The following is a 25,216-nucleotide window of genomic DNA, read 5'->3' on the forward strand; positions in this document are numbered from 1 at the left end:
ATGTCCTCGGGCAGGGAGGTGGTGGGGGCGGCGACGATGCCGCCGGTGGGGGCGTAGGTGAGGCCCTTGAGGGTGATCAGGGAGCGGATCACGGCTTCGCGGTAGGGGCCCTGGTAGGTGCACTGGTCGGCCCAGTCGTGCCAGAAGTCGGCGGTGGCGTCGAGCATGCCCTCGGCGTCCGGGGGTTTGGGCGCGTCGAGGTGGGAGGCCTGCCAGGTGAGGGCGAAGGCGATCCGCTCCCCGGCGGTGACGGTGAAGTCGGCGTAGGTGGTGAGGTCGCGGCCGTAGGTCTCGGCCTCGCCGTCCAGCCACACGGAGTCGGGGCCGGCCACGGCCACCGTGCGCGACTGCCCGCCCTCCTCGACGCGGCGGACCCAGGGCACCACCCGGCCGTAGGAGAAGCGCATCCGCAGTGCGGAGCGCATCCGCACGGTGCCGGAGACACCCTCGACGATCCGGATCAGCTGTGGGGCGGCGGTACCGCGCGGGGGCATGAAGTCCACCACCCGCACGGTGCCGCCGTCGGTGTCCCACTCCTGCTCCAGGATCAGCGAGTCACCCCGGTAGCGGCGGCGGTCGGCGGGCACGGCCGGGGCGGCGGTGTCGCCGCCCGGGCCGAGCCGCCAGAAGCCGTGCTCGTCGGTCCCCAGCAGGCCGGCGAAGACCGCCGGGGAGTCGAAGCGGGGCAGGCAGAGCCAGTCGACGGAGCCGTCCCGGCCGACCAGGGCGGCGGTCTGCATGTCGCCGATCAGCGCGTAGTCCTCGATGCGGGCGGGCACGGGCGTTCTCCAGAGTGGTGCGGAAGGGATGGGAGAGGGGAAGAAGCGGGGGCTAGCCCTTGGACGAGCCCGAGTTGGCGTCGCGCACGAAGTGCCGCTGGAAGCAGAAGAACAGCAGCGCCACCGGGAGGGTGGAGACGAGCGCGGCCGCCAGTTTGAGCGGGTACTGGGTGCCGGAGCCGAGGCCGCCGGCGACGAAGTGGGCGAGTCCGGTGGTCAGGGTGTCGTGGTCGCTGGACTGGGTGGAGACCAGGAAGTGGGTGAACTCGTTCCAGGAGCCCTGGAAGGAGAGCACGGTGAGGGTGATCAGGGAGGGCCGGGACATCGGCAGTACGACCGACCAGAAGATCCGGAAGGTCCCGGCGCCGTCGATCCGCGCCGCCTCCTCGATCTCGCGCGGCACCGACTCGAAGAACTGCTTCATGATGAAGATCCCGGCGGCGTCGACCAGCAGGGGCAGGACCATCCCGCTGTAGGTGTCGAACATGCCGAAGCTCTTCAGCACCAGGAACTTGGGGATCAGCAGCACCACGCCCGGCACCGCCATCACGGCGAGCACGAAGCCGAAGAGCAGCCGCCGGCCGGGGAACCTGATCCGGGCCAGCGCGTAGCCCGCCATCGAGTCGAACAGCACCCGGCCGGCCGTGACCAGGACGGTCACCACCACGCTGTTGCCCAGCCAGCGCAGGAACGGGACGTTCTCCACGCCGTCCGCCAGCCCGAGCAGCCGCCGGTAGGAGGCGAGGGTGCCGCCGTCCGGGAGCAGCGACATCGGGTGGGCGGCCGCGTCCGGGTCGGTCTTGAAGCTGTTCACCAGCTGCAGTAGGAACGGCAGCAGGTAGATCAACGCGAAGCCGGCCAGGGCCGCGTAGCCGAGGAGGCGCAGCGGTCGGGGGAAGCGGCCGAGGACCGGCCGGTCCTCGGCCCGCGGGGCGTCAGTGCGCGGCACGTCGGGCTCCCTTCCGCCCCGGCTTGCCGTCCCGTTCCCGCAGCACCCACCGCTGGACGGCGGTGAGCAGCAGGATCAGGCCGAGCAGGACGAAGGCGATGGCGGCGCCCTGCCCGTAGTCGGCGTTGTCGAAGCCGGAGGAGTAGGACAGGTAGGCGGGGGTGAGGGTGGTGTTGCCGGGGGCGCCCTTGCCCATCACGTAGACCTGGTCGAAGACCTGCCAGGTGGAGATCAGGCCGAGGGTCAGGACGAGGAACAGGACGGGCCGCAGCGCGGGCAGGGTGACGTGGCGCAGCAGTTGGCGGCGGTTGACGCCGTCCAGGGCGGCGGCCTCCTCCAGTTCGCGCGGGATGTCCTGGAGGGCGGCGAGGAAGATCAGCATGAACGTGCCGGAGGTGGTCCAGACCGCCATCAGGACCAGGGTGGACATCGCGACCGAGGGCCCGGCGAACCACTCGGACCAGGAGAGTCCGAGCGGCCCGCCGGCGGTCGGCGCGGGCTGGTCGACGCCGAACCAGCCGAGGACCAGCCAGACCAGTCCGCGCGGGTCGGCGAACCAGTTCGGCCCCTGGACGCCGAGCCAGCCGAGCATCCGGTTGACGGCGCCGCTGCCCTGGAAGAGGAAGAGGAAGACCGTCGAGACGGCGATCGAGCTGGTGACGGACGGGAAGTAGAACACCGTGCGCAGGGCGCCCCGGCCGCGCAGCATCCGCTGGTTGACGGCGATGGCGAGGAAGAGCGCCAGCCCCGTCTGGAGCGGCACGGTCAGCACCACGTAGTACAGGGTGTTGCGCAGCGAGGTGGCGAACAGGGTGCGGTCCAGGCCGTCCTGGGTGAACAGCCGCCGGTAGTTGTCCAGGCCGACGAAGTCCGCGCTGCCGCTGAAGGGGTTGGACTGGCCGTCCCAGTGCAGCAGGCTGACCCACAGGGCCATCGCGATGGGCAGGACCATGAAGAGCCCGAGGACGAGGACCATGGGGCCGGTGAACAGCCAGCCCCACGCTCCCTCGCGCAGGCCGCGCCCGGCCTTCGTCCCGGCGGTGCGGGCCGTACGGGCGGTGCGGTCGGTACGGGCGGCGCTCTTACTTGGCATTCTTGAGCGCCTGCTCGCCGTTGCGCTGGAGGCTGCCCAGGACGGCCGCCGGGTCTCCGGTCTTCAGCGACTGGAGGTCGGTGTTGAACTGGGTGAGCACCTGGTTGAACCCGGCGATGGTGACCGGCGCCTGGGAGGTGGCGACGCCGTCGACCCAGGCCTTGGACTCCGGGTACTGCTGGGCGTAGGTGGCCAGCGCGCTGGTGCGCGAGGGCATCACGCCGAAGGCCTTGGAGAACTCCAGCTGCTGGTCGGCGCTGGTCAGGTGCTTGACCAGGTCGACGCCGGCGGCCTGGTGGGTGCTCTTGGCGGCGATGCCCCAGCAGTTGCTGAAGGCGAGGGTGCCGGGGCCGGCCGGGCCGGCGGGCAGGGGGAGCACCTTGTACGGGACGTTCGGGAAGTCCTTGGCCATCGCCCCCTTCAGCCAGTTGCCCTCGATGGTCATCGCGGCCTTGCCCTTGCCGAGCGCCTCGCCGCCCCAGCCGGCGTCCACCTCGGCGACGTACTTGGCGGAGCCGGCCTTCATCATGGACTGGAGGTACTCCAGCGCCTGCTTGTTGGCCGGGCTGTCGGCGGTCATCGTCTTCTGCTCGGGGTCGGTGATCCAGCCGCCGGCCTCCTTCAGCAGGGCGCCGACCCGCTGGTAGTCGGGGGCGGTGACGAGGCCGGTGACGCCGTTCTTGGTGAGCTTGGCGGCGTCGTCGGACAGCTGCTGCCAGGTGGTGGGGTAGTCGGCCTCGGTCAGGCCGGCCTGCTTCCAGAGGTCGGTGTTGATCGCCAGGCCCAGGGTGGAGCTGTCCTTGGGCAGGCAGGTGAGCTTGCCGTCGTTGCTGAAGGCCTTGCGCAGCTGCTCGGAGAAGTCCGCGGCGTCGGGTATCTGGTCGCCGTAGGCGTAGAGCGAGCCGCCCTTGGCGTAGTTCGCGAACTGGTCGGAGTTGACGTAGAAGAGGTCCGGCGGGGTGCCGCCGGCGAGGGCCTGGCCGAGCTGCTGGTTGATGTTGCTGGCGATCTGCACCGTGACGCTGTTGCCGGTCTGCTGTGCCCAGGCGGCGGTGGCCGCCTTGACCGCGGCGGTCTCGGCCTCGCCGGAGGTGGCGATCAGCACCGTCAGGTCCTGCTTGCCGCCGGAGGACTGCTTGGCCGTCGAGTCGCCGAAGCCGCCGGAGGAGGAGCAGCCGGTGACGGCGCCGAGGGCGACGGCCGCGCAGACGGCGGCCGCGGCGAGGGTGCGGGAGGTGGCCATGCGTGATCTCCTTGCGAGGGTGGGGGGATGGGTCGGAGACGGCTCGGGGGAGCGGTGTCACACGCTTTCGCGGAGCACCAGTTCCGGTTCCAGCAGGACGTGTTCGGTCGGCCGTTGCCGGTCGCCGAGCCGGTCGAGCAGGAGTCGCATGCACTCGCGGCCGACCGCGTCGAGCGGCTGGGCGAGGCTGGACAGCGAGGGGAAGAGCAGGGGGGCGATCGGCGAGTCGTCGAAGCCGATGACGGCCGCCTCCGGGCCGGGGGTGCGGCCGTCGTGCCGCAGCGCCTGGTACCAGCCGAGGGCCAGGGTGTCGCTGGCGGCCACGACCGCGGTCGCGCCGGCCGCGAGCAGCCGCTCGGCGGCCTCGGTGGCGCGCTCCGGGTCGTCCGGGCTCTCGGCCCGGCGGCCCCGGGTGGGCAGGCCCAGTTCGCGCATCGTGCTCTGCCAGCCGCGGGCGCGGTCGTCGCCGACGCCGGAGCCCTTGGGCCAGCCGAGGAAGCCGATCCTGCGGTGGCCGAGCCCGGCCAGGTGCCGGACGGCGGCCGAGGTCCCGGCGGCGCCGTCCACGTCGACCCAGTCGCCGACGTCCCGGCCGCTCCAGGTGCGGCCGAAGGCGACGTACGGGACGCCCTGTTCGTGCAGCCAGCCCTGGCGGCGGTCGCCGCGGTCGGTGCCGCTGAGCACGAAGCCGTCCGCGCCGTGCTCGTCCAGCAGCTGCCGGTAGCTGGTGAGCTCGTCGTCCCCGGGGGCGACGGCGAACAGCACCACCCGGTAGCCGGCCCGGTCGGCGGCCTCGGAGAGCGAGTGCAGGAACCGGTCCAGGACGGGGGTCGCGACGCCGGTGCTGCTGGAGCGGATGCCGTAGCCGATCAGCCGGCTGGCCCTGGTCTTCAGGGCCTGCGCGGCCCGGTGCGGCCGGTAGCCGAGCTCGTCGATGGCGCGCCGGACCCGCTCCAGCGTCTGCGGGCGCAGCAGCTCGGGCGAGTTGATCGCGTTGGAGACCGTCTGGCGGCCCACGCCGGCCCGGGCGGCGACCATTTCGAGGGTCACGGCGGACCCTGTCCTGGGCCGGGGCGATGAGTGTGCATGCATGACGGCGATCCTAGGTTCTGTCTCCATCGACATGAATGTTGGAGCGTTCCAATCCGGGGTTCCATCATCCCCACCAGGGGGTTTAATGTCTTGGAACGCTCCAACGGCAGAAAGGTTGCGCCCGGGTGGAAGCAACTGTCAAGCCCCCAGCAGAGGATGAAGAGACCATGTCAGCGATGGAAGCGATTGACCTGCAGCCGTTCCTGCACGACGCCCGGCTCTCCGTGGCCGCCCCGAGCTTCTGCGCCTCCCGCCCCGACGGCCGGTTCGCCGGGGGAGCGGACGGCTTCTTCCACGGGGACCGCCGGATCCTCTCCCGCCTGGAGGCCAGCGTCCCCGGCGTCCCCAACGCACCCGTCGCCACCGCCGAGGGCCCGGACGGCAGCACCACCTTCGTCACCGTGCTGCGCGGCCTCGCCGAGCGGACCGCCGACCCCGCCACCACCCTGGAACGCCGCCGCGCACTCGCCCCCGGACGCCTCACCGAGCGCTACACCGTCCACAACGGCGGCGACCTCACCGCCCGGCTGCGCCTGGACCTGCGCGCCGAGAGCGACTTCGCCGCGATGGACACCGTCAAGGCCGGCCGCGCCGACACCCCGCTGACCCCCGGCGCCGACGGCGACGACGCACTGCGCTGGAGCCGGGGCCCGCTCACCGCCGTCCTCGCCCTCACCCCGGCCCCCGACCACCTCGACCCCGCCACCGGCACCGCCGGCTACGACATCGAACTCGCCCCCGGCCAGTCCTGGCACGCCGTCCTGGAGTGCACCGCCGAACACGCCGAGGGCGACCTCTTCCCCGCCCCGCCCGCCGACGCCGCCCCCTGGCGCGCCCCCGAGGTCACCGGCCGCGAACACGACCTCGGCCACTGGCTCGCCCGCTCCCACCAGGACCTGCGCGGCCTGCTGCTCACCGACCCGCTGAGCCCCGCCGACACCTTCCTCGGCGCCGGCGCGCCCTGGTTCCTCACCCTGTTCGGCCGCGACTCGCTCTGGGCGGCCCGGATGCTCCTCCCGCTCGGCACCGAACTCGCCGCCGGCACCCTGCGCACCCTGGCCCGGCGCCAGGGCCGCGCCGTCGACCCGGCCACCGAGGAGCAGCCCGGCAAGATCCTGCACGAGGTCCGCCGCGCCGAGCAGCACCTCGACACCGGCGCCCACCTGCCGCCCTGCTACTTCGGCACCGCCGACGCCACCCCGCTCTGGCTCGTCCTGCTGCACGACGCCTGGCGCTGGGGCCTGCCCGCCGACCAGGTCGAGGACCTCCTCCCGCACGCCGAGGCCGCCCTCGAGTGGCTGGAGCGGTACGCCGACGCGGACGGCGACGGCTTCCTGGAGTACGTGGACAGCACCGGCAGCGGCCTGTCCAACCAGGGCTGGAAGGACTCCTCCGACAGCATCCGCTTCCGCGACGGCCGGATCGCCGACGCCCCGATCGCGCTCAGCGAGGTCCAGGCCTACGCCCACGAGGCGGCGGTCAAGGCGGCCGACCTGCTGGAGGCCTTCGGCCGCCCCGGCGCCGAGCACTGGCGGCATTGGGCCGAGCGGCTGCGGGAACGCTTCCGCGACGCCTTCTGGACCGAGGACGGAAACGGCCGCTACCCGGTGGTCGCCCTCGACGGCGACAAGCGCCGGGTCGACTCGATCGCCTCCAACATGGGCCACCTGCTCGGCACCGGCCTGCTCGACGCCGAGGAGAGCGCCCTGGTCGCCGCCCGGCTCACCGCCCCGGGTATGGACAGCGGCTACGGGCTGCGCACCCTGGACGCCGCCGCGGCCGGCTTCAACCCGCTCGGCTACCACACCGGTTCGGTCTGGCCGCACGACAGCGCCATCGCCGTCCACGGCCTCGCCAAGGCCGGACTGCACGAGGCCGCCGAGCCGCTGGCCGCCGGACTGGTGCGCGCCGCCGCGGGCTTCGACCACCGGCTGCCCGAACTCTTCGGCGGCCACCCGCGCGAGCACTACGCCCGTCCCGTCCCGTACCCGGCGTCCTGCCGCCCGCAGGCCTGGGCCGCCGCCTCCGCCGTGACGGTCCTCCAGTCGCTGCTCGGCCTGGAGGCCGACGCACCGGGCCGCCGGCTGACGGTCCGGGCGCGGGTGCCCGCCGGGTACGAGTCGCTGCGGATCGACGGGCTGACGGTGGCCGGACTGCCGATCGAGGTGACCACCGACCACACCGGCGCGGTCCGGCTGCGGGCGCCCGAGGGCTTCACGGTCACCGTGGTCGACTGACCGGCGGCACCGCGGTGCGCCGACGGCGCTTCGGTCGCGCGGAACACAGGTCGGCTCCGGCTCCCGGGTGGGAACCGGAGCCGAACCGGGAGTTCCGGTGGTTACCGCAGGACGTCGACGAGGATGACGGCACCGAGGACGACGGAGGCCAGGAGCCCGACCTTCACCGGCGTCAGCCGGTCCCGCACCTGGGCGCCCGGCCGGACGCGCTCGCCCGGCTCGGTGCTGAGCTCCCACCAGTTGACGACCCGGCGGAAGTCCGTGTCGAAGTCGGCCGACGGGTAGAAGGTGCTGCTCTGGAGGGCCGGAAGCGAGCGGCGCCGGCCGTCGACGGTGTGGATCCGGGCCGCGCGCGTGCCCTCGCTCATGCCGAAGCCCTTGGTCTCCCGCACGTCGATCCAGGCGATCTGCTGCCAGGAGTAGGTGCGGCCACGGCCGAGCCCCCAGCAGAGGGTGATCCCGTCGGCACCGACCCGGCTCCAGCACCGCATGGTGGCGAAGCGGCTCGGGACGGCGATCACCAGGGTCCCGGCGACGATCAGGAGCGTCGGGACGAGGCCGAGCCTCTTGTAGCCGATGACGAGTTGGGCCGAGAGGATGACCGCGAGCAGGCCGAAATCGGACCAGGACGGGCGGAACTTGTCTTTCCCCCGGAAGATCAGTTCGTTCACAGGGCGCACCCTACGCCCCGGCCGCCGGGCCCCGACAGGGCGGGGTCCCCGTGACGGGGCCCGGCGGACGGGACGTCACGGCAGGTAGTACGTCAGCAGATCGGACGTCAGCGGCGGGAACAGCGCCCGGTGCAGCTCCTCGTCCCCACGCCCGTACACGTCCGGCCGGATGCGGCTCAACCCCTCCAGCCCGTACGGCCCGAAGAGCAGCGCCGCCAGCGCGTCCGGCGCCACGCCCACGCCGCCGCCCGGGCCCGTGCCCTGCATCGTGCCGCCGGTGACCACCTCGCCCGGATCCTGCTCGCCGAGCGGGATCCGGTAGTGCGCGCGGTAGGTGGAGAGCAGCAGTTCGCCGTCGGCGCGGTCCAGGCCGGCGGCGGCGAGGCGTTGGCGGAACAGGGGGCGCAGCCGGTCGAGCAGCACGGCCGGATCGGGGATGCGGACGTAGTACTGCTCCGCCTCGGGGCGCGGGGTGTCGTCCAGCAGCCCGTGCCAGACGGTGGCCGGCAGGGTGCCGGGCCGGTGCACCACCTGGAGCCGCGCCTCGGGCGCCAACGCCGCCACGCCGGCGAGCAGTTCGCGCGCCGCCCGCTCGTCCGCGGCGGCCGCCTCGACCAGGTGGAACTCGCCGTCGTCCACCGGGGTGGTGCGGCCCACCGCCACCACCTCGCCCGCGCGCTCGACCACCCGCAGGGTGCTCGCCTCGTGCGCCAGCAGCCAGCGCCAGCGGGCGGGGGCGTGGCCCATCGCGAGGTCGAAGCCGCGCTGCGCCTGCTCCTGGAGCGCGGCCAGCGCGGGCAGGTCCGCCGCACGGGCGGTGCGCAGTGCGGGGGCGTCCCCGGCGCCGATGCTGGGCGGGGCGGTGAGCAGCGGCCGCGAGACCGGGATGTCGATCGCGTACTCGTAGCCGAACAGCCGGTAGAAGTACGGGATTCCGATCATCACCTGGACCACGTGCCCGCGCGCGGCGGAGCGTGCGTGCGCCCACCGCAGCAGGGCCCGGACCAGGCCGCGGCCCTCGTACTCCCCGTCGGTGGCGACCATGTCGACCTGCCCGGCGGGCAGTCGGACACCGCCGAGGCGCAGCTCCTCGTCGAGCAGGGTGGCGGTGGAGACGACCCGGTCGCCGTCGACCACCACGGCGCTGGCCGACCGGCCGGCGTCCGGGTCCTCGACCACCAGGCGGTGGTCGAGCGCGTCCCCCGGGTCGCCCCGCTCCGTGAGCAGCGCGCCGATCCGCTCCTCGTCCTCCGGCCGGGACTCGCGCAGGAGCAGGCCGCCGGGCAGGGCCGTCGGCAGGGCAGAGGGTTCGTCAACGGTCATTCCCGGACCCTCGCACCGGTGGCCGCCCACGGCCAAGGGGTTTTTGCCGAACCGGCAAGGAAGAGCGGGAACACGCCCGATGTGGAGGGGAGTTGGCGAGATCGTACCCGTCTCGGGGGTGGCCGGGTTGACCGTGGCCACGACCGGAGGGTTGGCTTCCCCCTGGGGGGACGGGGGAGTGCGGGGGAATCCACGAGGAATCCAAGGGGAGGGGAGCCCATGAAGACGACGACGCTCCGGGTGGTCTGTGTCCTGGCGGCCGCGCTGCTGGCGGGCACCGCGGCACCGGCGGCCCACGCGGGGCCCGAGCCCGCGGCCACGCTCACGCTCACGTCCGGATCCGCGTCCGCGAGCGGTGACCCGGTCCGGGTGAACGTGAGCCCCGACGGCGCGCCCGCCGACGACTGGTCCGAGCCGCTCGGGCTGAGCGCCGACGGCCGGTACGCCCTGTTCGCCTCGCTGGCCTCGAACCTGGTGCCCGGGGATACCAACCGCCTCTACGACGTCTTCGTCCGCGACCTGTGGACGCGGCACACCGAGCGGGTCAGCCTCGCCGACGACGGCGCCCAGCTGGACGGCTCCACCAGCCAGGCGGCGATCAGTGCCGACGGCCGCTACGTCGCCTTCAGCAGCGACGCCGCCAACGCCGTCCCCGGGAACGGCAGCGGCCGCACCGACGTCTACGTCCGCGACCGCCTGACCGGCCGCACCGAGCTGGTCACCGCCGGCACCGGCGCCGGAAACTCCGTCAGCCCCGCGATCAGCGCCGACGGCCGCTTCGTCGCCTACTCCTCGGACCGCGCCGACCTCGCCCCCGGGGCAGGGGCCGGCACCGCCAACGTCTACCTGACGGACCGCCGGACCGGCGGCACCCGGCTGGTCAGCACCGGGCAGGGCGGCGCCCCCGCCGACGGCGGCTCGGTGGAGCCCTCGCTCAGCGCGGACGGCCGGACCGTCGCGTTCCGGTCGAAGGCGGCCAACCTGCTGCCGGCCGCCGCGACCGGCCCGACCTCCCGGCCCGCCCAGCCCGCCCTGAAGCCGCCGCCCGCCCGCCAGCTCTTCCCGCTCTACGTCTACGACACCCGCACCGGCCGGATCGAGGGCGCGAGCGTCGACGCGAGCGGCACCCTGCGCGACGCCGTGCGGCAGAGCCGGTTGAGCCCCGACGGCCGGTTCGCGCTGTTCCGGGTGTTCGAGCCCGGCCAGGGCGCCACCCGCGTCGCGCTCCTCGCCCGCGACCTGCGCACCGGGGCGGTCACCGAGGTGGCCCCCGCCGGCACCCAGCCGGGCGTCATGACGGCGGACGACCGCTGGGTCCACTTCGTCTCGGACGACGCCGGCCTGGTGCCCGGCGACACCAACGGCGCCCCGGACCTCTTCCGGCGGGACCTGTGGACCGGCCTGGTCGAGCGGGTCGCCGAGGGCGTCGGCCCGTCCTTCGCGCCCGCGGTGGACGCGTTCGGCACCACCCTGCTGTTCGGCGCCCTGAACGGCACCGGCTCCGACGTCCTGGTGCGCTACCTGCCGCCCCGCTGACCAGCCGCGGCGCCCGGATCCCGCAGGGTGCGGCGCGCCGCGACCAGGGTGAGCAGGCCCCACAGGACGGCCAGCGCCGCGGTGACGTAGACGCCGCCGCGGCGGAACGGGAGGTCCTCGTCCAGGGAGACCGGCGGGGCCCAGCCCGCCGGGTCGACCAGGACGTTCTCGGTGTCGCCGACGGCGTACGCCGAGCAGCCGAAGCCGCCGACCCGGGCGTGCGGCAGCGGCCGGCCGTCGGCGCGGCGGAGGTCGCAGGTCCAGCTGACGGTGCCGTTCTTGTCCTTGGCGCTGTGGGCCGCGGTGACCACCACGGCGGTCTCCACCCCGCGGTCGGTGAGGATCTGCGCCCGGATGCTCCCCGCCGGCAGCGCCAGCAGCAGCACGCCGAACAGGACGGCCGGCCAGATGACCAGGCCGCGGGGCCGGACGAAGCCGAGCCCGATGACGCCCGCCGAGAGCACCACGAACGCCAGGATGCCGCAGGGGAGTTCGTAGTCCGGGTTGCTGCCGAGCACGGCCAGGCCGACCATCAGCACCGGGGTGAGCACCCCGACCAGCCAGGCCGTCCGGCGGACCGCCTTCGGCGACAGCTGCGGCTCCGGGCGCCTGCGGACCCGCTTCGGCGGCCGGACCACCCCCTCCGCGAGCGGCCTCTTCTGCTTCTTCCTGCGGGCCATGCCTTCCCCCGTCCGTTCTTCCGTGGTGCTGGGGACAGTCTGACCGCCGCTCCCGGCACGCGGTACGGAGGGGCGGGGCGGTGACCGCCCGTCAGGCCCTCGACGCGGGTGTTACCGACGAGTTCATCACATGCTCGCCCGCTGTCTTGCGGGCCGTGCGGGGAGCCGAGTTGGATACACAACATCCCTTGACCCGACGGGTCCACGACAACACCCGCGATGCCCTCCTGGAGGCCCGATGCCCCTGTCGTCCGTCCGCCGCACCCTCGCCGCCGGTGCCGCCGCCACCGTCCTCGCCGTGCTCGGCGCCGCCCCGGCCTCGGCCGAGACCGCCCCGACGACCGCGCCCCCGCTCGACGTGCTGACCTACAACACCTTCCTGATGAGCACCTCGCTCTACCCCAACTGGGGCCAGCAGTACCGGGCGCAGGCCATCGCCTCGGCGGACTTCTTCCAGGGCCACGACGTGGTCGTGCTGGAGGAGGCCTTCGACAACGCGGCCTCCGACGCGCTCACCGCCAAGGCCTCGGCCGCCTACCCGTACCACACACCGGTGGTCGGCCGCTCCACCAGCGGCTGGGACGCCACCTCCGGCAGCTACAGCTCCACCACCCCCGAGGACGGCGGCGTCACCCTGCTCAGCAAGTGGCCGATCCTGCGCAAGGAGCAGTACGTCTTCAAGGACGCCTGCGGCTCGGACTGGTTCTCCAACAAGGGCTTCGCGTACGCGGTGCTGGACGTCAACGGCCGCCGCACCCACGTGGTCGGCACCCACCTCCAGTCCACCGACTCCGGCTGCGCGGGCGGCCAGGCCGCGGACATCCGGGCCAAGCAGCTCACCGCGATGCGCGCCTTCCTGGACGCCAAGCGGATCCCGGCCGACGAGCCGGTCCTGGTCGCGGGCGACCTCAACATCGACTCGCACGGCTCCGAGTACCAGGCGCTGCTGAGCAACGGCAACCTCGCCCCGGCCTCCGCCCGCACCGGCTGGCCGAACTCCTTCGACACCGTCGACAACTCCATCGCCGCCTACCGCTACCCGGGCGAGCCCAAGGAGGACCTCGACTACGTCCTCTACCGGGCCGACCACGCCCGCCCGCAGCAGTACGTCAACGAGGTGGTCCGGGTGCACAGCGCGCCCTGGACGGTCAGCAGTTGGGGCAAGAGCTACACCTACACCGACCTCTCCGACCACTACCCGCTCGCCGCGCACTGACCGGCCGGATCCCCCGGGGGTGTGGGATGCGTCACCCGTGACGCCGCGCGGGCGGTTCGGCCCCTTACGATCCTGAACGCCGAGGTCGGGCGCCGTCGTACCCCGGCGGCGCCCGCCCGGCAGCCAGCGATCCGGCCCGAGGAGAAGCGCACGTGACCACCCCCAACGCCGCGCCCGACAGCTACTACCAGCGCACCGGCGACCACACCTACAAGCCCACCGTGCAGGCGCAGGGCGCCTGGCACCCCGACGAGCAGCACTTCAGCCCGCTCGGCGGCCTGATCGTGCACGCCATCGACCGGTACCGGGCCGACCAGCGAAGGGCCGACCAGCAGGGGACCGGCCGCCCCGCCGACGGCCTGGCGCTGGCCCGGATCAGCTACGACATACTCGGCCTGATCGCCCTCGACGAGTGCGAGATCACGGTGGAGACCGTCCGCCCCGGCCGCACCATCGAGCTGGTCGAGGCCACCGTGACGATCGGCGGGCGCGCCGTGGTCCGGGCCCGCGCCTGGTTCCTCGCCGAGCTGGACACCACCGCCGTCGCCGGCACCCACGACGAGCCGCTGCCCGCGCCCGAGGAGTTCGAGCCCTGGACGATGCGCGGGGTCTGGGGCGGCGGCTACATCGCCTCGATCGACGTCCGCCGCCGGGAGAGCGCCCCGGGCCGCGCCGCCGCCTGGCTCTCCACCCCGGTCGAGCTGGTCGCCGGGGAGCCCAGCGGCCCGCACGCCTCCTTCGTCATGCTGGTGGACACCGCCAACGGCATCGCCGTGCGGCAGAGCCCCACCGAGTGGATGTTCCCCAACACCGACCTGACGATCCACTTCCACCGCCGCCCCGAGGGCGGCTGGACCGGCCTGGACACCAGCGTCAGCTTCGGCCCGGCCGGGCACGGCGTCACCAGCACCGTGCTGCACGACGTCCGCGGGCCGCTGGGCCGGGCCGAGCAGATCCTCACCGTCCGCCCGCAGCACGCGGGCTGACGGCGGCCGGTGGTGCGGGCGTCGCGGCCCGCACCACCGGGGCGGGTCCTCAGCCGGTCAGCGAGTCCATGAAGGAGCTCACCGAGAACACGGCCTTGCCGGGGCCCGCCGGGCCGTACCCGGGCGGCGAGGAGAGGCCGAACTCCTCCAGGGTGCCCCGGTAGGTCTGCAGCAGTCGGATGTGGTACTCCAGCGGCGCGCCCTGCGGGTTGGCCTTGCCGAGCGGGGTGGTGGGCTCGGGGCACCAGGTGGTGAAGCGCGGCACCACGCCGCGGGACATGAAGAAGCGCAGGCCCTCCTCGGTGGAGGCGATCGCCTCGTCCACCGTGGTGAAGCCGAAGGGCTCGGCCATCTCCACGCCCGCGACGAAGTTGGGGATCACGTTCTCCGGGCCGAACACCTCGGTGGAGTCGAGGATCCGGCGGTGCCACTCGTCCCGGCCGACGTAGCGCTCCTTGCCCGGGCAGTAGAGCTCGAACAGCCGCTTGTCCCACACCTCGAAGTTGGGGTGATAGATCCGCACGCCGTAGTCGTGGAAGCGCTGGACGTCCTCGCGCGGCAGTGCCTGGGCCACCACCTTGCCGATCCAGCGGCCGGGGAAGCGCTCCTCGATGGCCTTGGCGTACTGCCCGTAGAAGTCGGCCTCGTCCCGGCCGCCGACGTGCGAGGTGATCGCGCCGCCGGTGAGGGTGTACGCCTGGGAAGCCCGGGCGGTGTCGTGCCGGTCGATGATCGCCAGCGCCTCCAGCACCTCCTCGACCGGCTTGACCCCGGTGTACGGGCGGCCGGCCGCCTTGTGCTGGCGCCAGTTGTGGTTGATGTCGCAGTACTGGCACTCCTCCTTGGCGCCGAAGTACTGGCAGACCCGGAACACCGTGAGGTAGATCAGGTAGCCCCACTGGATGGTCGGGGCGACCTCCATCACCGACTTCCCGTTGGCCAGCGTGTGCCGGTAGTAGTCCGGCATCGGCGGCAGGCCGACGTCGGCGATCCGCGCACCGTCCAGGTAGAGGCCGAGCGTGCCGTCGTCCCCGGCGCCGACCCGGTACGGCGAGTCCGGGTTCACCCGCACCGACACCACCGTGCGGCGCAGCCCGTACGGCCCGCCGGTCAGCACGACCTCCTCCGGTGGCCGGTTGAGCGCGGCCGCGCCCAGCTCGGGCAGCGTGCGGTGGTCGAAGGAGAAGATGAAGTACGACTTCGGCTTGACCTCGCCGCCCCCGTCGGCGCCCGCGCTGCCGCTCAGCGCGGACTCGTCGAAGGCCATGCCGCCGCGCAGCAGGTCCTCCTTGATCACCGCCTCCCGGGGCACGTCGGGATAGCGCTCCATGAGCTGCTCCACGAGTGCGGTGCGGCTGCGGGCCTGGCTCTCCATGCGCTGGTCTTCCTTCCTGGCCCCGCCTCCTCGACGGCGCCGTGCCCATTCTGTCCCGCCTTACGCGCCCGGCCGCGCACCGGGCCCGGCCCGGGACGATCGACCGGCCCCCGGCGGGCGGCCGTGGGTGATTTCGTTTCGCGTTCGAACAGCCCGCGCCACGAGCGGGACGACGCGGCCGGCGGGAGCGGGACACGCGCGAGTGGCGGCAAGTTGACGCGCGGACGGGCGGCTCGGCGGGCGGGTTCGCGGCGGGAGTGCGCAGGTGCGGGGCGGGGTGATGCACGACGGGGGCGTGCCCAAACACCCGCATGGGGAACGTTCACCCTATCGGGTGATGAAGATCGTCTGGTGCGATGCGGAACGCGCCTTCGCGCCTACGGTGGTGAACCGAGCGAGACGGGGCCGGAGACCGGAGATCCCGTTCGAGGCGGGTGGGATGACGACCCGTCATATTGTGCGACCCCCTTCAGAGGAGGCTCCATGCCCCTGTGCGCCAGGCCGGACACACCATCCGGGCCCGTCACCGCCCCGGCGGTGGGCCCATGAGCTCCCCCGCGATCGAACGGATCCTGCGCGGGCCCAGCGGACTGGGCACCTCCGGGCTGCAGTTCAGGCCGCAGGCCCCGGCGGACGAGGTCTCGGCGCCCCAGGCTCCGACGCCCGAGGTCCCGGTCGAGGTGGTCCCGGCGCCCGAGGCGACCGCGACCGAGGCCACGACGGTGAGCGAGACCGCGGCGGCGACGCCCGGGTTCCGGGTGCCGTCCGCCCACGTCCTGCCCGTCCCGACCGCCGCGACCCCGACCCCGGCCGCCGCCGGGTCGGCCGCCGGGGCGCCGAGCGGCGGCAAGCCCCGGAGCGGCGACCCGATCCCCGGCCTCTACCACCACCCGATCGCCGAGCCCGACCCGGTGCGGGTGGAGGCGCTGAGCGCGAAGCTCAAGGCCTGGGCGATGGAGGAGATCGAGCTCTACCCGCCGGAGTGGGAGAAGGACTTCAACGGCTTCTCCACCGGGCGCTACATGGTGGCCTGCCACCCGGACGCGCCGAGCGTCGACCACCTGATGCTCGCGGCCCGCCTGATGGTGGCCGAGAACGCGGTGGACGACTGCTACTGCGAGGACCTCGGCGGTTCGCCGATCGGCCTGGGCAGCCGCCTGCTGCTCGCGCACACCGCGCTGGACCCGCTGCACACCACGACGGAGTACCACCCGGGCTGGGAGGCCTCGCTGAGCTCGGACGCGCCCCGGCGCGCCTACCACTCGGCGATGGAGTACTTCACCCGGGCCGCCACGCCCTCCCAGTCGGACCGGTTCCGGCACGACATGGCGCGGCTGCACCTGGGGTACCTGGCCGAGGCCTCCTGGGACCAGGCGGACCACGTCCCGGAGGTGTGGGAGTACCTGGCCATGCGCCAGTTCAACAACTTCCGCCCCTGCCCGACGATCACGGACACCGTCGGCGGCTACGAGCTGCCCGCCGAGCTGCACGCGCTGCCCGCCATGCAGCGGGTGATCGCACTGGCCGGCAACGCCACCACCATCGTCAACGACCTGTACTCGTACATGAAGGAGCTGGCCAGCCCCGGACTGCACCTGAACCTGCCGGTGGTGATCTCCGAGCGCGAGGGCGTCTCCCGCAAGGAGGGCTACCTGAAGGCGGTCGAGGTCCACAACGAGCTGATGCTGGCCTTCGAGGCCGAGGCGGCCGCCCTGGCCGTGTCCTGCCCGGTGCCGACACTCGTACGGTTCCTGCGCGGTGTGTCCGCGTGGGTCGACGGCAACCACTACTGGCACCAGACCAACACCTACCGCTACACCCTGCCCGACTTCTGGTGACACCGGCCCCTCCGGGGGCACCACCTCCCGCCGGCAGCGCATTTCCCTTGATGACCGACCCCTTGACCATCCGCTAGGAGCTGACCCATGTCCGTGACCGACGACATCACCACCCCCGGCAACACCATCCCCGGCCCGGCGACTCCGTACCAGGGCGACATCGCGCGCTACTGGGACCACGAGGCCCGTCCGGTCAACCTCCGCCTGGGTGACGTCGACGGCCTCTACCACCACCACTACGGCATCGGCGCGATCGACCAGGCCGCGATCGGGGACCCGGCCGACGCCGAGCGCGAGAAGAAGGTGATCGCCGAGCTGCACCGGCTGGAGTCCGCCCAGGCCGACGTGCTGCTCGGCCACCTCGGCGACATCCGCGCCGACCACACCCTGGTCGACGCCGGCTGCGGCCGCGGCGGTTCGATGGTGATGGCCCACCAGCGCTTCGGCTGCCGGGTCGAGGGCCTGACCCTCTCCACCCAGCAGGCCGACTTCGGCAACAAGCGCGCCGCCGAGCTGGGCATCGGCGGGTTCGTCCGCTCCCAGGTCGCCAACATGCTGAACATGCCCATCGAGACCGGCTCGGTCGCGGGCTCCTGGAACAACGAGTCCAGCATGTACGTCGACCTGCACGACCTGTTCGCCGAGCACTCCCGGGTGCTGAGCGTCGGCGGCCGGTACGTGACCATCACCGGCTGCTGGAACCCGCGCTACGGCCAGCCCTCGAAGTGGGTCTCGCAGATCAACGCCCACTTCGAGTGCAACATCCACTCCCGCCGCGAGTACCTGCGGGCGATGGCCGACAACCGCCTGGTGCCGCAGGCCGTCATCGACCTGACGCCGGACACCCTGCCCTACTGGGAGCTGCGGAACACCACCTCGCTGGTGACCGGCATCGAGGAGGCGTTCATCGAGTCCTACAAGGACGGCTCCTTCCAGTACGTGCTGATCGCGGCCGACCGGGTCTGATCCGGTAGCACCGCACGACGGCGGCCTCCCCGTACCCGCGGGGAGGCCGCCGTCGATCGCACGAGGGCCGGCTACGGCCGGGTGAAGGTGAGGTGGGTGACGCCGCTCGGGCTGCTCACCGCCTCGGTGCGGAAGCGCTGCTCCAGCCCTTCGAGCCCGTCCCAGAGCCGCTCGCCCCGGCCGAGCAGCACCGGCACCACGACCACGTGCAGGTGGTCGACCAGATCGGCGGCCAGGAAGGCGCGGACGCTGCTCGGGCCGCCGCCGATCCGCACGTCCAGGCCGCCGGCCGCCTCCCTGGCCCGGCGCAGCGCCTCCTCGGGGGAGGCGTCCAGGAAGTGGAAGACCGTCCCGCCGTCCATCTCCACCGAGGGGCGCGGATGGTGGGTGAGCACGAAGACCGGGGTGTGGAACGGCGGGTTCGGCCCCCACCAGCCCCGCCAGTCCTCGTCCTGCCAGGGGCCGCGCTGCGGGCCGAACTTGTTGCGGCCCATGATCTCCGCGCCGATGCCGTCGGCCCAGGTGCGGGCGATCGCGTCGTCCACGCCGGTGCTGCCGCCCTCCTCGCCCTGCATCCGCCGGAACGTCCGGGTGCCGAAGAACCAGCTGTGCAGCCGGCCGCCGGCGTGGCCGAACGGCGCGTCGAGGCTCTGGCCCTCGCCCGTGCCGTAGCCGTCCAGGGAGATCGAGAAGTTGTGGACCCGGACCAGGGACATCGCAGCCTCCGCCGCTCGGCGCCTCGGCGCGCACCGGTCGGCCGCGCCCCGTTTCGCGGGCCACGCTAACCCGCGGCTCCGAGGCCATGACGTTCCGTCACCGTCCCGGGCGTGGCGGGTGGGACGGGTGCGGAGCGCGTGGAGGAAGGGGAGGGGAGCGGGGGAGAAGCGGTGCAGCCGTCACGCTATTGTCGTGCCTTCTTCATCCTGAGCACGCCCGGGCGGGCGATGCTTCGTCAGGCTGCCCGGGAGCAGGGCGGCCGGCATCCCACGACTTGGGGGACCGTTCCGATGACCGTACGCCGCACCCTGACCGGACTCCTGGCCGCCGGCCTGATCGCCGCCGCGGCCGCGCTGATCCCGACCGCCCCGGCGGACGCCACCACGGCCGGGCCGGGCGACCTGCCGTTCGGCTCCGCGACCACCGTCGGCCTCCACAACACCTACGACCCGGCGGCCTTCCCGTACCTCGCCCAGGGCCTGGACACCGGCACCGGGATGATCGAGCTGGACCTCTGGCCGAACATCTTCACCAAGCGGTGGCAGGTCAGCCACTCCAACCCGTTCGGCAACTCCAACAACTGCACCGCCGCGAGCACCCCCGCCCAGCTGTACGGCGGCAGCACCGACCAGTACCTGGAGAACTGCCTGGACGACGTCCGGGTCTGGCTCGCCGCGCACCCGGGCGCCGGGCCGCTGGTGATCAAGCTGGAGCTCAAGCCGGGCTACTCGGCCGACCTCGGGATGGGCCCGGACCAGCTGGACGCGCTGATCGCCGACCACCTGGGCTCCGCGGTGCTGCGCCCGGCCGACCTGCTGGCCAAGCCCGGCGGCGGTTCGTACGCGAGCGTCGACGAGGCGGTGCGGGCGGGCAACTGGCCGCGCCGCTCGGCGCTGGCCGGGAAGGTGCTGCTGTACGCGATCCCGGGCACCGTCGAGCTGGGCAACCCCTTCGACACCCTGCACACCGACGTGGAGCAGGGCCGGCACCTGCGCGACCTGGCGGCGGCGGGCCGGATCGGCCAGGCGCAGGTCTTCCCGTCCGTGCTCGGCGCCGCCACCGGCGACCCGCGGAGCCAGTACACCGGCGCGGACGCCTCGATCCGGCCCTGGTTCGTGGTCTTCGACGGCGACGCCTCCACCTTCGTCAGGACCATCGACACCGCCTGGTACGACAACGCCCACTACCTGCTGGTGATGACGGACTCCCACCTGGTCGCCCCGGAGATCAGTGCCACCGACCCGACGGCCGACCAGGCGAGGGCCCGCACCGAGCAGCTGGCGAAGGCGCACGCGAGCATCGTCTCCAGTGACTGGCGCCGGCTGGCGTCGGTCCAGTCGCTGGTGCTGTCGCGCGGCTGACCTGGTCAAGTCCTGGGAGGGACGGCGAAGTTGACCGGAGGTGAAGAGTTGGAACGGGGCTTCCGGAGGGCCCGGAGGATCGCCATCCTGGTTGTCATGACCCGAACTCTACGCGCGTGGAAGACCCGCGTCGCCGCCACCGCCACCGTCGCCCTGGTCACCCTCGCGCCGATCGCCGTCGCCACCGAGGCGCACGCCGCGGTGAGCGGCTCGGTGTGCCTGTCGGCCCTGCCCTCCCAGGCCCACACCACCCTCAACCTGATCGCCTCCGGCGGTCCCTTCCCGTACAGCCAGGACGGCGTCGTCTTCCAGAACAAGGAGCGCGTGCTGCCCGCGCAGGCGACCGGCTACTACCACGAGTACACCGTGGTCACCCCGGGCTCGCCGACCCGCGGCACCCGTCGCATCGTCACCGGCAAGCAGTACCACGAGGACTACTACACCGCCGACCACTACGTGACCTTCCGCAAGGTCGACTTCGGCTGCTGACCCGGCCACCGCTCCACCGGACAGCCCCGGGCCCCGGCGCCGCACCCCGCGCCGGGGCCCGGGGTTTGCGCTCGGGGCCCGTCCGGTAGCGTCGGTGGCGTCCCGGCAACGACTCCCGGAGGTTCCCGTGCCGCAGATCCTGGTCGACCACTCGGCCGAACTCGACTTCGACCGGACGGCGCTGGCCGCCGAGGTCCACCAGGCGATCACCGAGGTGATCGACACCACGGTGGCGGACTGCAAGACGCTCTTCCGCCCCGCCGGCGGCCACCGGGTCGGCGACGGGACGAGCGGCGAGGCCGTGGTGCTGGTCGAGGTGAAGATCCTGGCCGGCCGCAGCGCCGAGCAGCGCGCCGAACTGACCGCCCGGGTGCTCGCCGCCCTGCGCGCCCGGATCGCCGGGCCCGCCGCCATCGGCGTCCAGGTCACCGAACTCGACCGGGACACCTACCGGTTCGTCCACCACCCGGGGCACTGACCCGGAAAGCGGCGACGGCGCCGGGCCCGCGGGCCCGGCGCCGTCATCGTGCGGGACGGATCAGTCCGTCGGGCAGCGGATGCCCGCGGCCGGGACGGTCCCGTCGAGCAGGAAGGCGTCCACCGAGGCGCGGACGCACTTGCTGGCGCCGTACCCGGTGTGGCCCTCGCCCTCGCGGGTGACCAGGACGGCGTTGCCGAGCTCGGCGGTCAGCTTCTCGGCCCAGGCGTACGGGGTGGCCGGGTCGCCGGTGGTGCCGACCACCACGATCGGGGCGGCGGCCGTGTTCTTGACCGCGTGCGGCCTCTCCGTCGAGGCGGCCGGCCAGATCCGGCAGTCCGGGTCGAACAGCGCGGCCATCGGGTCGTGCTTGCTGACCAGCGGGGCCTTGGCGGCGAGGTCGGTCAGCGCGGCCTGCAACTGCTCGCCGGCCGGGGCGTCGGTGGCGCCGTCGGCGCAGTGGATGGCCGTGTAGGCGTCCGCCGAGGGGCGGTACTTGCCGTCCTTGTCGCGGCCGTTGTAGCCGTCGGCGAGGTCCAGCAGGTAGTCGCCCTTGCCGCGCACCATCGCCCAGCCGATGGAGTTGCGCAGCCCGGTCCAGGCCTTCTCGCCGCCGTAGAGCCGGCTGAGCACGCCCGTCCAGGCCGCGCTGGACGTCAGGGTGCGGCCCTTCTCCGTCTTGAGCGGCTTGTCCTTGAGCCCGTCGAGGAACGCGGCGAGCTTCTGCGCCGCCTGCTCGGGGTCCTTGCCGAGCGAGCAGGCGTCCTTGGTGACGCAGTCCGCGGCGAAGGCCTTCAGGGCCCGCTCGAAGCCGCCCTGCTGCTCGATGTTGTGCTGGACCAGCGAGGTGGAGGCCGAGGTGGCGCCGTCCAGGACGAGCCGGCCGACCTTGTCCGGGAACTCCTCGGCGTACAGCGAGCCGAGGTAGGTGCCGTAGGACAGGCCGAGGTAGCTGAGCTTCTGGTCGCCGAGGGCGCCGCGCAGCACGTCCATGTCCCGGGCGCTGTTGCGGGTGCTGACGAAGGGCAGGAGCTGGGCGTACTTGGCCTGGCAGGCGTCGGCCAGCTGCTTGCCGTGGTCGGCCGCGGGCTGGTCGGTGGTCAGCCAGTCGTCCCGGGTGCGGTCGTCCAGGCAGTTGAGCGGGCTGGTGCCGGCGGTGCCGCGCGGGTCGAAGCCGACGATGTCGTAGCGGTCGTGCACCGGGCCGTCGAAGCCCTTGGGGTCGTAGGTGACCATCCCGACGCCGGAGCCGCCCGGACCGCCGGGGTTGATCAGCAGCGAGCCGATCCGCTGGTCGGGCTTGGTCGCCGGGTTGCGGACCACGGCGACGTCCAGGGTGCCGACCTCCGGTGCGGCGTAGTTCAGCGGCACCTTGAGGGTGGCGCACTGGAGCGCGGAGATGTCCTCCTCGTTCTGCGGGTCCTTCTGGCAGGGGCCCCAGGCGAGTTGCTGGCCGTAGAAGGCCTTGAGGGCGGGGTCGGCGGCGCCGGTGGGCTTGGGCGTCGGGGTCGGGGCGGCGCTCGGCGTCGCGACGGCGGCGGCGTCCGGGGAGGCCGAGGGCGCGGCGGCGGTGCCGCCTCCGCTGGTGCAGCCGGCCAGCAGGGCGGCGGTGGCGAGGGCTGCGACGGCGGCGGGCAGGGCGCGCCGCGGGGTCCGGGTGATCATGGAATGCACGGCACAGGAATATCACCTGCCTGTCACATCAGTCACATGGGATTCTCAGAGTGCTCTGCGTCAACGGACCGGAGCACGCCGCCCACCGGCCGCGAGAAGTGATTCCGCGGCGGTCCGAACGGTGCCATGCTGAGGCCATGACAGAAAGCAGTGCGGTGGCACCGCTCCGTCACCAGGCGGAAACCGGCGGGCGGCGGCGGGAGTTGGCCGCGGCGACGGTCGGATCGGTGGTCGAGTCCTTCGACTGGAACATCTACGCCGTCCTCGCGCCCTACTTCGCGGCGGACCTCTTCGGGCACGGCAAACACGGCGTCAGCGGCGTTCTCGGCGCGTACGTCACCTTCGCGGTGGGCTTCGTCGCCCGGCCGGTCGGCTCGTACCTGATCGGGCGGCTCAGCGACACCCGGGGACGGCGCTTCGCGCTCAGCCTCGGCATGGCGGTGATCGCCGTCGCCAGCCTGGGCATCGCCGCCGTCCCGGGCCAGCGGAGCATCGGGGTCTGGGCGGCCGTGCTGGCGGTGCTCGCCCGGGTGGTGCAGGGGCTCGCCTTCGGCGGGGAGGCGCCGAGCGTGGCCGCGTACGTGACCGAGACCGCCCCGCGGCGGCACCGCTTCGCGTTCAGCTCGGTCTCCTACGGCGGGATCATCCTCGGCTCGCTGCTCTCCTTCGGCGTGCTCACCCTGCTGATCCACACCCTCGGCAAGTCCGGCCTGGAGAACGGCGGTTGGCGCTGGGGCTTCGTGGTCGCCGCGCTGCTCGGGCTGGCCGCCGTCTGGGTGCGGCGGTGGGCGCCGGAGAGCGCCGAGTTCCACCGCGCCCGGGAGCGGGCGGGCCGCACCGCCCGCCCGCCGTTCCTCCGGACGCTGCGCGAGCACCGCTGGGCGGTGCTCACCGTCTTCCTCAACACCCTGGGCGGGACGGTCGGTTACTACTTCGCGCTGGTGTACCTGCCGCAGTACGCCGCCGCCTACCACGTGATCGGCAAGGAGGAGGCGGCCTCCTTCATGACCGTGGTGCTCGGCGTGGTGCTGGCCACCATGCTGCTCACCGGCGCCGCCGCCGACCGCTTCGGCCTGCTGCCGGTCGCCCGGATCGGCTTCGGCCTGCCGATCCCGCTGGTCGGGGTGCTGCTCGCCGGGCTGCGCCAGGGCTGGCTGCCGTTCCAGGTCGTCGCCGTGCTGCTGGGGATGCTGGTGGCCACGGTGCTCGGCACGCTCAACGTCTTCACCGGGCTGCTGTTCCCGACCGAGGTACGGGCGGTCGGCCTCGGCGTGGTCAACGCGGCCACCATCGCGGCGTTCGGCGGCACCTTCCCGCTGCTCGCCGAGTGGCTGAGCGGCCGGCACTGGCTGGGCGTGATCCCCGCGTACGTCACCGTCTGCACGGCCGGCCCGGCCCTCGCGCTGCTGACGGCGATGAAGGTGCCCTCCTTCGCCGAGGCCGTCCGCGAGACGGAAGGAGCGGTTCAGCGGACACCCGGAACCGCCTGACGGACAGTCATCGGCTGTGGTTGAGTGGTCCGGACCACTGCTGAACGGGGAGGGCTGGCGTGGGTATCGACGCACCGGGTACCGACATACCGGACACCAACACACAGGACGGCGGCCTGCCGGAGGACTGCGGGCTCGACGGCTGCGGCTCGGACGACTGCGCGCCGGGGGGCCGCGTGTCGGAGAGCTGGCTGACCGAGGCCGGGTTCGAGGAGCCGCCGCCGGTGGACCTGCGCACCGACCGGGCGCACTCCGCCCGGGTCTACGACTACCTGCTCGGCGGCAAGACCAACTTCCCCGCCGACCGCGAGGTCGGCGACCGCGTCCTCGCCGAACTGCCCGGCGTGCGCGAGGACGCCACCGCCGCCCGCGCCGTGATGCGGCGGATGGTCCGCCGGCTCGCCGGGGTGCACGGCGTCCGCCAGTTCCTGGACGTGGGCACCGGCATCCCCACCACGCCCAACCTGCACGAGATCGTCCAGGCCGTCGACCCGGCCTGCCGCGTGGTCTACGTCGACAACGACCCGATCGTGCTCGCCCACTCGCGGGCCCTGCTCACCAGCACCCCCGAGGGCCGTACCGCCTACGTCCAGGGGGACCTGCGCGAGCCGGAGCAGTTCCTCGCCGACCCGGGGGTGGCCGCCACCCTGGACCTCCGCGAGCCGGTCGCCCTGACGCTCATCAACATCGTCCACTTCCTCTCCGACGAGGTCGCGCACCCGCCCGTCCGCAAGCTCCTGGACGCCCTGCCGGCCGGCAGCTTCCTCGCCCTCTCGGCCGGGACCGCCGACATCGCGCCGGAGCGCGCCGGGATCGCCACCCGCCGCTACGCGGAGGCCGGGATCGACCTCCACCTCCGCTCGCGCGAGCGCGTCGAACGCTTCTTCAGCGGGCTGGAACTGGACGACCCGGGCGTCGTCCTGGTCGACCGCTGGCACCCGGAGCCCGCCGGGGACCCGGTGCCGGGCGAGGGGAAGGTCGGGGTGTACGGGGGAGTCGGCCGCAAGGCGTAGGCGCCCGGCC

22 protein-coding genes are annotated in these 25,216 nt (G+C 73.3%); 11 read left to right on the forward strand and 11 right to left on the reverse strand.

From position 1 onward, the window contains the following. The 5 genes from ACFVXH_RS29915 to ACFVXH_RS29935 all read right to left on the reverse strand — a co-directional run. Positions 1-779: glycoside hydrolase family 15 protein (locus ACFVXH_RS29915; RefSeq protein ID WP_387828851.1), on the reverse strand; the 779-nt coding region annotated here is incomplete at its 3' end. Positions 780-831: 52 nt separating this feature from the next. Continuing rightward, entirely contained in the window at positions 832-1,728 is an 897-nt protein-coding gene (locus ACFVXH_RS29920) for a carbohydrate ABC transporter permease (RefSeq protein ID WP_079272266.1), read from the reverse strand. After that, positions 1,715-2,821, reverse strand: coding sequence for a carbohydrate ABC transporter permease (locus ACFVXH_RS29925; RefSeq protein ID WP_387828854.1), 1,107 nt, complete (start codon positions 2,819-2,821; stop codon positions 1,715-1,717). The genes ACFVXH_RS29920 and ACFVXH_RS29925 overlap by 14 nt, the downstream gene beginning before the upstream one ends. Beyond that, a complete protein-coding gene (locus ACFVXH_RS29930; protein ID WP_387828856.1) occupies positions 2,811-4,064 on the reverse strand; it encodes an extracellular solute-binding protein in 1,254 nt (417 codons plus the stop codon). Before ACFVXH_RS29930 ends, ACFVXH_RS29925 begins: the two co-directional genes overlap by 11 nt. 57 nt (positions 4,065-4,121) lie before the next feature. Next, positions 4,122-5,114, reverse strand: coding sequence for a LacI family DNA-binding transcriptional regulator (locus tag ACFVXH_RS29935; protein ID WP_310593080.1), 993 nt, complete (start codon positions 5,112-5,114; stop codon positions 4,122-4,124). Between the two features lie 218 nt (positions 5,115-5,332). On the opposite strand from ACFVXH_RS29935, the gene ACFVXH_RS29940 reads away from it, so the two are divergent. Continuing rightward, positions 5,333-7,393 (forward strand): glycogen debranching N-terminal domain-containing protein, encoded by a 2,061-nt coding sequence (locus ACFVXH_RS29940; protein WP_387828858.1) that lies wholly within the window; start codon positions 5,333-5,335, stop codon positions 7,391-7,393. Between the two features lie 101 nt (positions 7,394-7,494). Here ACFVXH_RS29940 and ACFVXH_RS29945 read toward each other — a convergent pair whose 3' ends face one another. Beyond that, positions 7,495-8,064, reverse strand: coding sequence for a PH domain-containing protein (locus ACFVXH_RS29945; protein ID WP_387828860.1), 570 nt, complete (start codon positions 8,062-8,064; stop codon positions 7,495-7,497). Positions 8,065-8,139: 75 nt separating this feature from the next. Continuing rightward, entirely contained in the window at positions 8,140-9,387 is a 1,248-nt protein-coding gene (locus tag ACFVXH_RS29950; protein ID WP_387828861.1) for a GNAT family N-acetyltransferase, read from the reverse strand. 219 nt (positions 9,388-9,606) lie between these two features. On the opposite strand from ACFVXH_RS29950, the gene ACFVXH_RS29955 reads away from it, so the two are divergent. Next, positions 9,607-10,923 (forward strand): hypothetical protein, encoded by a 1,317-nt coding sequence (locus ACFVXH_RS29955; RefSeq protein ID WP_387828863.1) that lies wholly within the window; start codon positions 9,607-9,609, stop codon positions 10,921-10,923. Here the strand turns inward: ACFVXH_RS29955 and ACFVXH_RS29960 are convergent. Beyond that, a complete protein-coding gene (locus ACFVXH_RS29960) occupies positions 10,905-11,603 on the reverse strand; it encodes a hypothetical protein (RefSeq protein ID WP_387828865.1) in 699 nt (232 codons plus the stop codon). The two genes, ACFVXH_RS29955 and ACFVXH_RS29960, sit on opposite strands and share 19 nt — an antisense overlap. A gap of 238 nt (positions 11,604-11,841) precedes the next feature. On the opposite strand from ACFVXH_RS29960, the gene sph reads away from it, so the two are divergent. Next, complete coding sequence (gene sph, locus ACFVXH_RS29965; RefSeq protein ID WP_387828867.1) at positions 11,842-12,819, forward strand: sphingomyelin phosphodiesterase; 978 nt, start codon at positions 11,842-11,844, stop codon at positions 12,817-12,819. 152 nt (positions 12,820-12,971) lie between these two features. Further along, complete coding sequence (locus tag ACFVXH_RS29970) at positions 12,972-13,805, forward strand: thioesterase family protein (protein ID WP_049651570.1); 834 nt, start codon at positions 12,972-12,974, stop codon at positions 13,803-13,805. 49 nt (positions 13,806-13,854) lie between these two features. Here ACFVXH_RS29970 and ACFVXH_RS29975 read toward each other — a convergent pair whose 3' ends face one another. Continuing rightward, complete coding sequence (locus ACFVXH_RS29975) at positions 13,855-15,180, reverse strand: radical SAM protein (RefSeq protein WP_049651571.1); 1,326 nt, start codon at positions 15,178-15,180, stop codon at positions 13,855-13,857. 545 nt (positions 15,181-15,725) lie between these two features. Between ACFVXH_RS29975 and ACFVXH_RS29980 the strand changes: the two genes are divergently transcribed. Both ACFVXH_RS29980 and ACFVXH_RS29985 read left to right on the forward strand, forming a co-directional pair. Continuing rightward, complete coding sequence (locus tag ACFVXH_RS29980) at positions 15,726-17,018, forward strand: family 2 encapsulin nanocompartment cargo protein terpene cyclase (protein WP_387828870.1); 1,293 nt, start codon at positions 15,726-15,728, stop codon at positions 17,016-17,018. A gap of 87 nt (positions 17,019-17,105) precedes the next feature. Continuing rightward, complete coding sequence (locus ACFVXH_RS29985; protein ID WP_074003176.1) at positions 17,106-17,984, forward strand: geranyl diphosphate 2-C-methyltransferase; 879 nt, start codon at positions 17,106-17,108, stop codon at positions 17,982-17,984. Between the two features lie 71 nt (positions 17,985-18,055). Here the strand turns inward: ACFVXH_RS29985 and ACFVXH_RS29990 are convergent, their stop codons facing one another. Further along, on the reverse strand, positions 18,056-18,700 hold the full coding sequence (locus tag ACFVXH_RS29990; RefSeq protein WP_074003175.1) for a dihydrofolate reductase family protein: 645 nt from the start codon (positions 18,698-18,700) through the stop codon (positions 18,056-18,058). Between the two features lie 291 nt (positions 18,701-18,991). Here ACFVXH_RS29990 and ACFVXH_RS29995 point away from each other — a divergent pair, with 291 nt between their 5' ends. The 3 genes from ACFVXH_RS29995 to ACFVXH_RS30005 all read left to right on the forward strand — a co-directional run bounded on the left by ACFVXH_RS29995 (position 18,992) and on the right by ACFVXH_RS30005 (position 21,029). Beyond that, entirely contained in the window at positions 18,992-20,062 is a 1,071-nt protein-coding gene (locus tag ACFVXH_RS29995; RefSeq protein WP_387828872.1) for a phosphatidylinositol-specific phospholipase C domain-containing protein, read from the forward strand. 96 nt (positions 20,063-20,158) lie between these two features. Continuing rightward, a complete protein-coding gene (locus ACFVXH_RS30000) occupies positions 20,159-20,551 on the forward strand; it encodes a ribonuclease domain-containing protein (protein ID WP_074003174.1) in 393 nt (130 codons plus the stop codon). Positions 20,552-20,678: 127 nt separating this feature from the next. After that, positions 20,679-21,029, forward strand: coding sequence for a 5-carboxymethyl-2-hydroxymuconate Delta-isomerase (locus ACFVXH_RS30005; RefSeq protein WP_375877678.1), 351 nt, complete (start codon positions 20,679-20,681; stop codon positions 21,027-21,029). Between the two features lie 60 nt (positions 21,030-21,089). On the opposite strand, the gene ACFVXH_RS30010 is transcribed toward ACFVXH_RS30005, so the two are convergent. Beyond that, positions 21,090-22,694, reverse strand: coding sequence for an alpha/beta hydrolase (locus ACFVXH_RS30010; RefSeq protein WP_074003172.1), 1,605 nt, complete (start codon positions 22,692-22,694; stop codon positions 21,090-21,092). 146 nt (positions 22,695-22,840) lie between these two features. Between ACFVXH_RS30010 and ACFVXH_RS30015 the strand changes: the two genes are divergently transcribed. Further along, positions 22,841-24,193: an MFS transporter gene (locus ACFVXH_RS30015; protein ID WP_079272265.1), complete on the forward strand. Its 1,353-nt coding sequence runs from the start codon at positions 22,841-22,843 to the stop codon at positions 24,191-24,193. A gap of 191 nt (positions 24,194-24,384) precedes the next feature. Then, complete coding sequence (locus ACFVXH_RS30020) at positions 24,385-25,206, forward strand: SAM-dependent methyltransferase (protein WP_380745443.1); 822 nt, start codon at positions 24,385-24,387, stop codon at positions 25,204-25,206. The last annotated feature ends 10 nt before the right edge of the window (positions 25,207-25,216 follow it).

The organism is Kitasatospora sp. NPDC058184 (genome assembly GCF_042883725.1).
Taxonomy (GTDB): domain Bacteria; phylum Actinomycetota; class Actinomycetes; order Streptomycetales; family Streptomycetaceae; genus Kitasatospora.

Excerpts from the sequence above, each read along its gene's own strand:
- ACFVXH_RS29925 (WP_387828854.1), bottom strand. The coding sequence starts at position 2,821 with ATGCCAAGTAAGAGCGCCGCCCGTACCGACCGCACCGCCCGTACGGCC.
- ACFVXH_RS29930 (WP_387828856.1), bottom strand. The coding sequence starts at position 4,064 with ATGGCCACCTCCCGCACCCTCGCCGCGGCCGCCGTCTGCGCGGCCGTC.
- ACFVXH_RS29940 (WP_387828858.1), top strand. The coding sequence starts at position 5,333 with ATGGAAGCGATTGACCTGCAGCCGTTCCTGCACGACGCCCGGCTCTCC.
- ACFVXH_RS29950 (WP_387828861.1), bottom strand. The coding sequence starts at position 9,387 with ATGACCGTTGACGAACCCTCTGCCCTGCCGACGGCCCTGCCCGGCGGC.
- ACFVXH_RS29955 (WP_387828863.1), top strand. The coding sequence starts at position 9,607 with ATGAAGACGACGACGCTCCGGGTGGTCTGTGTCCTGGCGGCCGCGCTG.
- ACFVXH_RS29960 (WP_387828865.1), bottom strand. The coding sequence starts at position 11,603 with ATGGCCCGCAGGAAGAAGCAGAAGAGGCCGCTCGCGGAGGGGGTGGTC.
- sph (WP_387828867.1), top strand. The coding sequence starts at position 11,842 with ATGCCCCTGTCGTCCGTCCGCCGCACCCTCGCCGCCGGTGCCGCCGCC.
- ACFVXH_RS29975 (WP_049651571.1), bottom strand. The coding sequence starts at position 15,180 with ATGGAGAGCCAGGCCCGCAGCCGCACCGCACTCGTGGAGCAGCTCATG.
- ACFVXH_RS29980 (WP_387828870.1), top strand. The coding sequence starts at position 15,726 with ATGAGCTCCCCCGCGATCGAACGGATCCTGCGCGGGCCCAGCGGACTG.
- ACFVXH_RS29985 (WP_074003176.1), top strand. The coding sequence starts at position 17,106 with ATGTCCGTGACCGACGACATCACCACCCCCGGCAACACCATCCCCGGC.
- ACFVXH_RS29990 (WP_074003175.1), bottom strand. The coding sequence starts at position 18,700 with ATGTCCCTGGTCCGGGTCCACAACTTCTCGATCTCCCTGGACGGCTAC.
- ACFVXH_RS29995 (WP_387828872.1), top strand. The coding sequence starts at position 18,992 with ATGACCGTACGCCGCACCCTGACCGGACTCCTGGCCGCCGGCCTGATC.
- ACFVXH_RS30000 (WP_074003174.1), top strand. The coding sequence starts at position 20,159 with ATGACCCGAACTCTACGCGCGTGGAAGACCCGCGTCGCCGCCACCGCC.
- ACFVXH_RS30010 (WP_074003172.1), bottom strand. The coding sequence starts at position 22,694 with ATGATCACCCGGACCCCGCGGCGCGCCCTGCCCGCCGCCGTCGCAGCC.
- ACFVXH_RS30015 (WP_079272265.1), top strand. The coding sequence starts at position 22,841 with ATGACAGAAAGCAGTGCGGTGGCACCGCTCCGTCACCAGGCGGAAACC.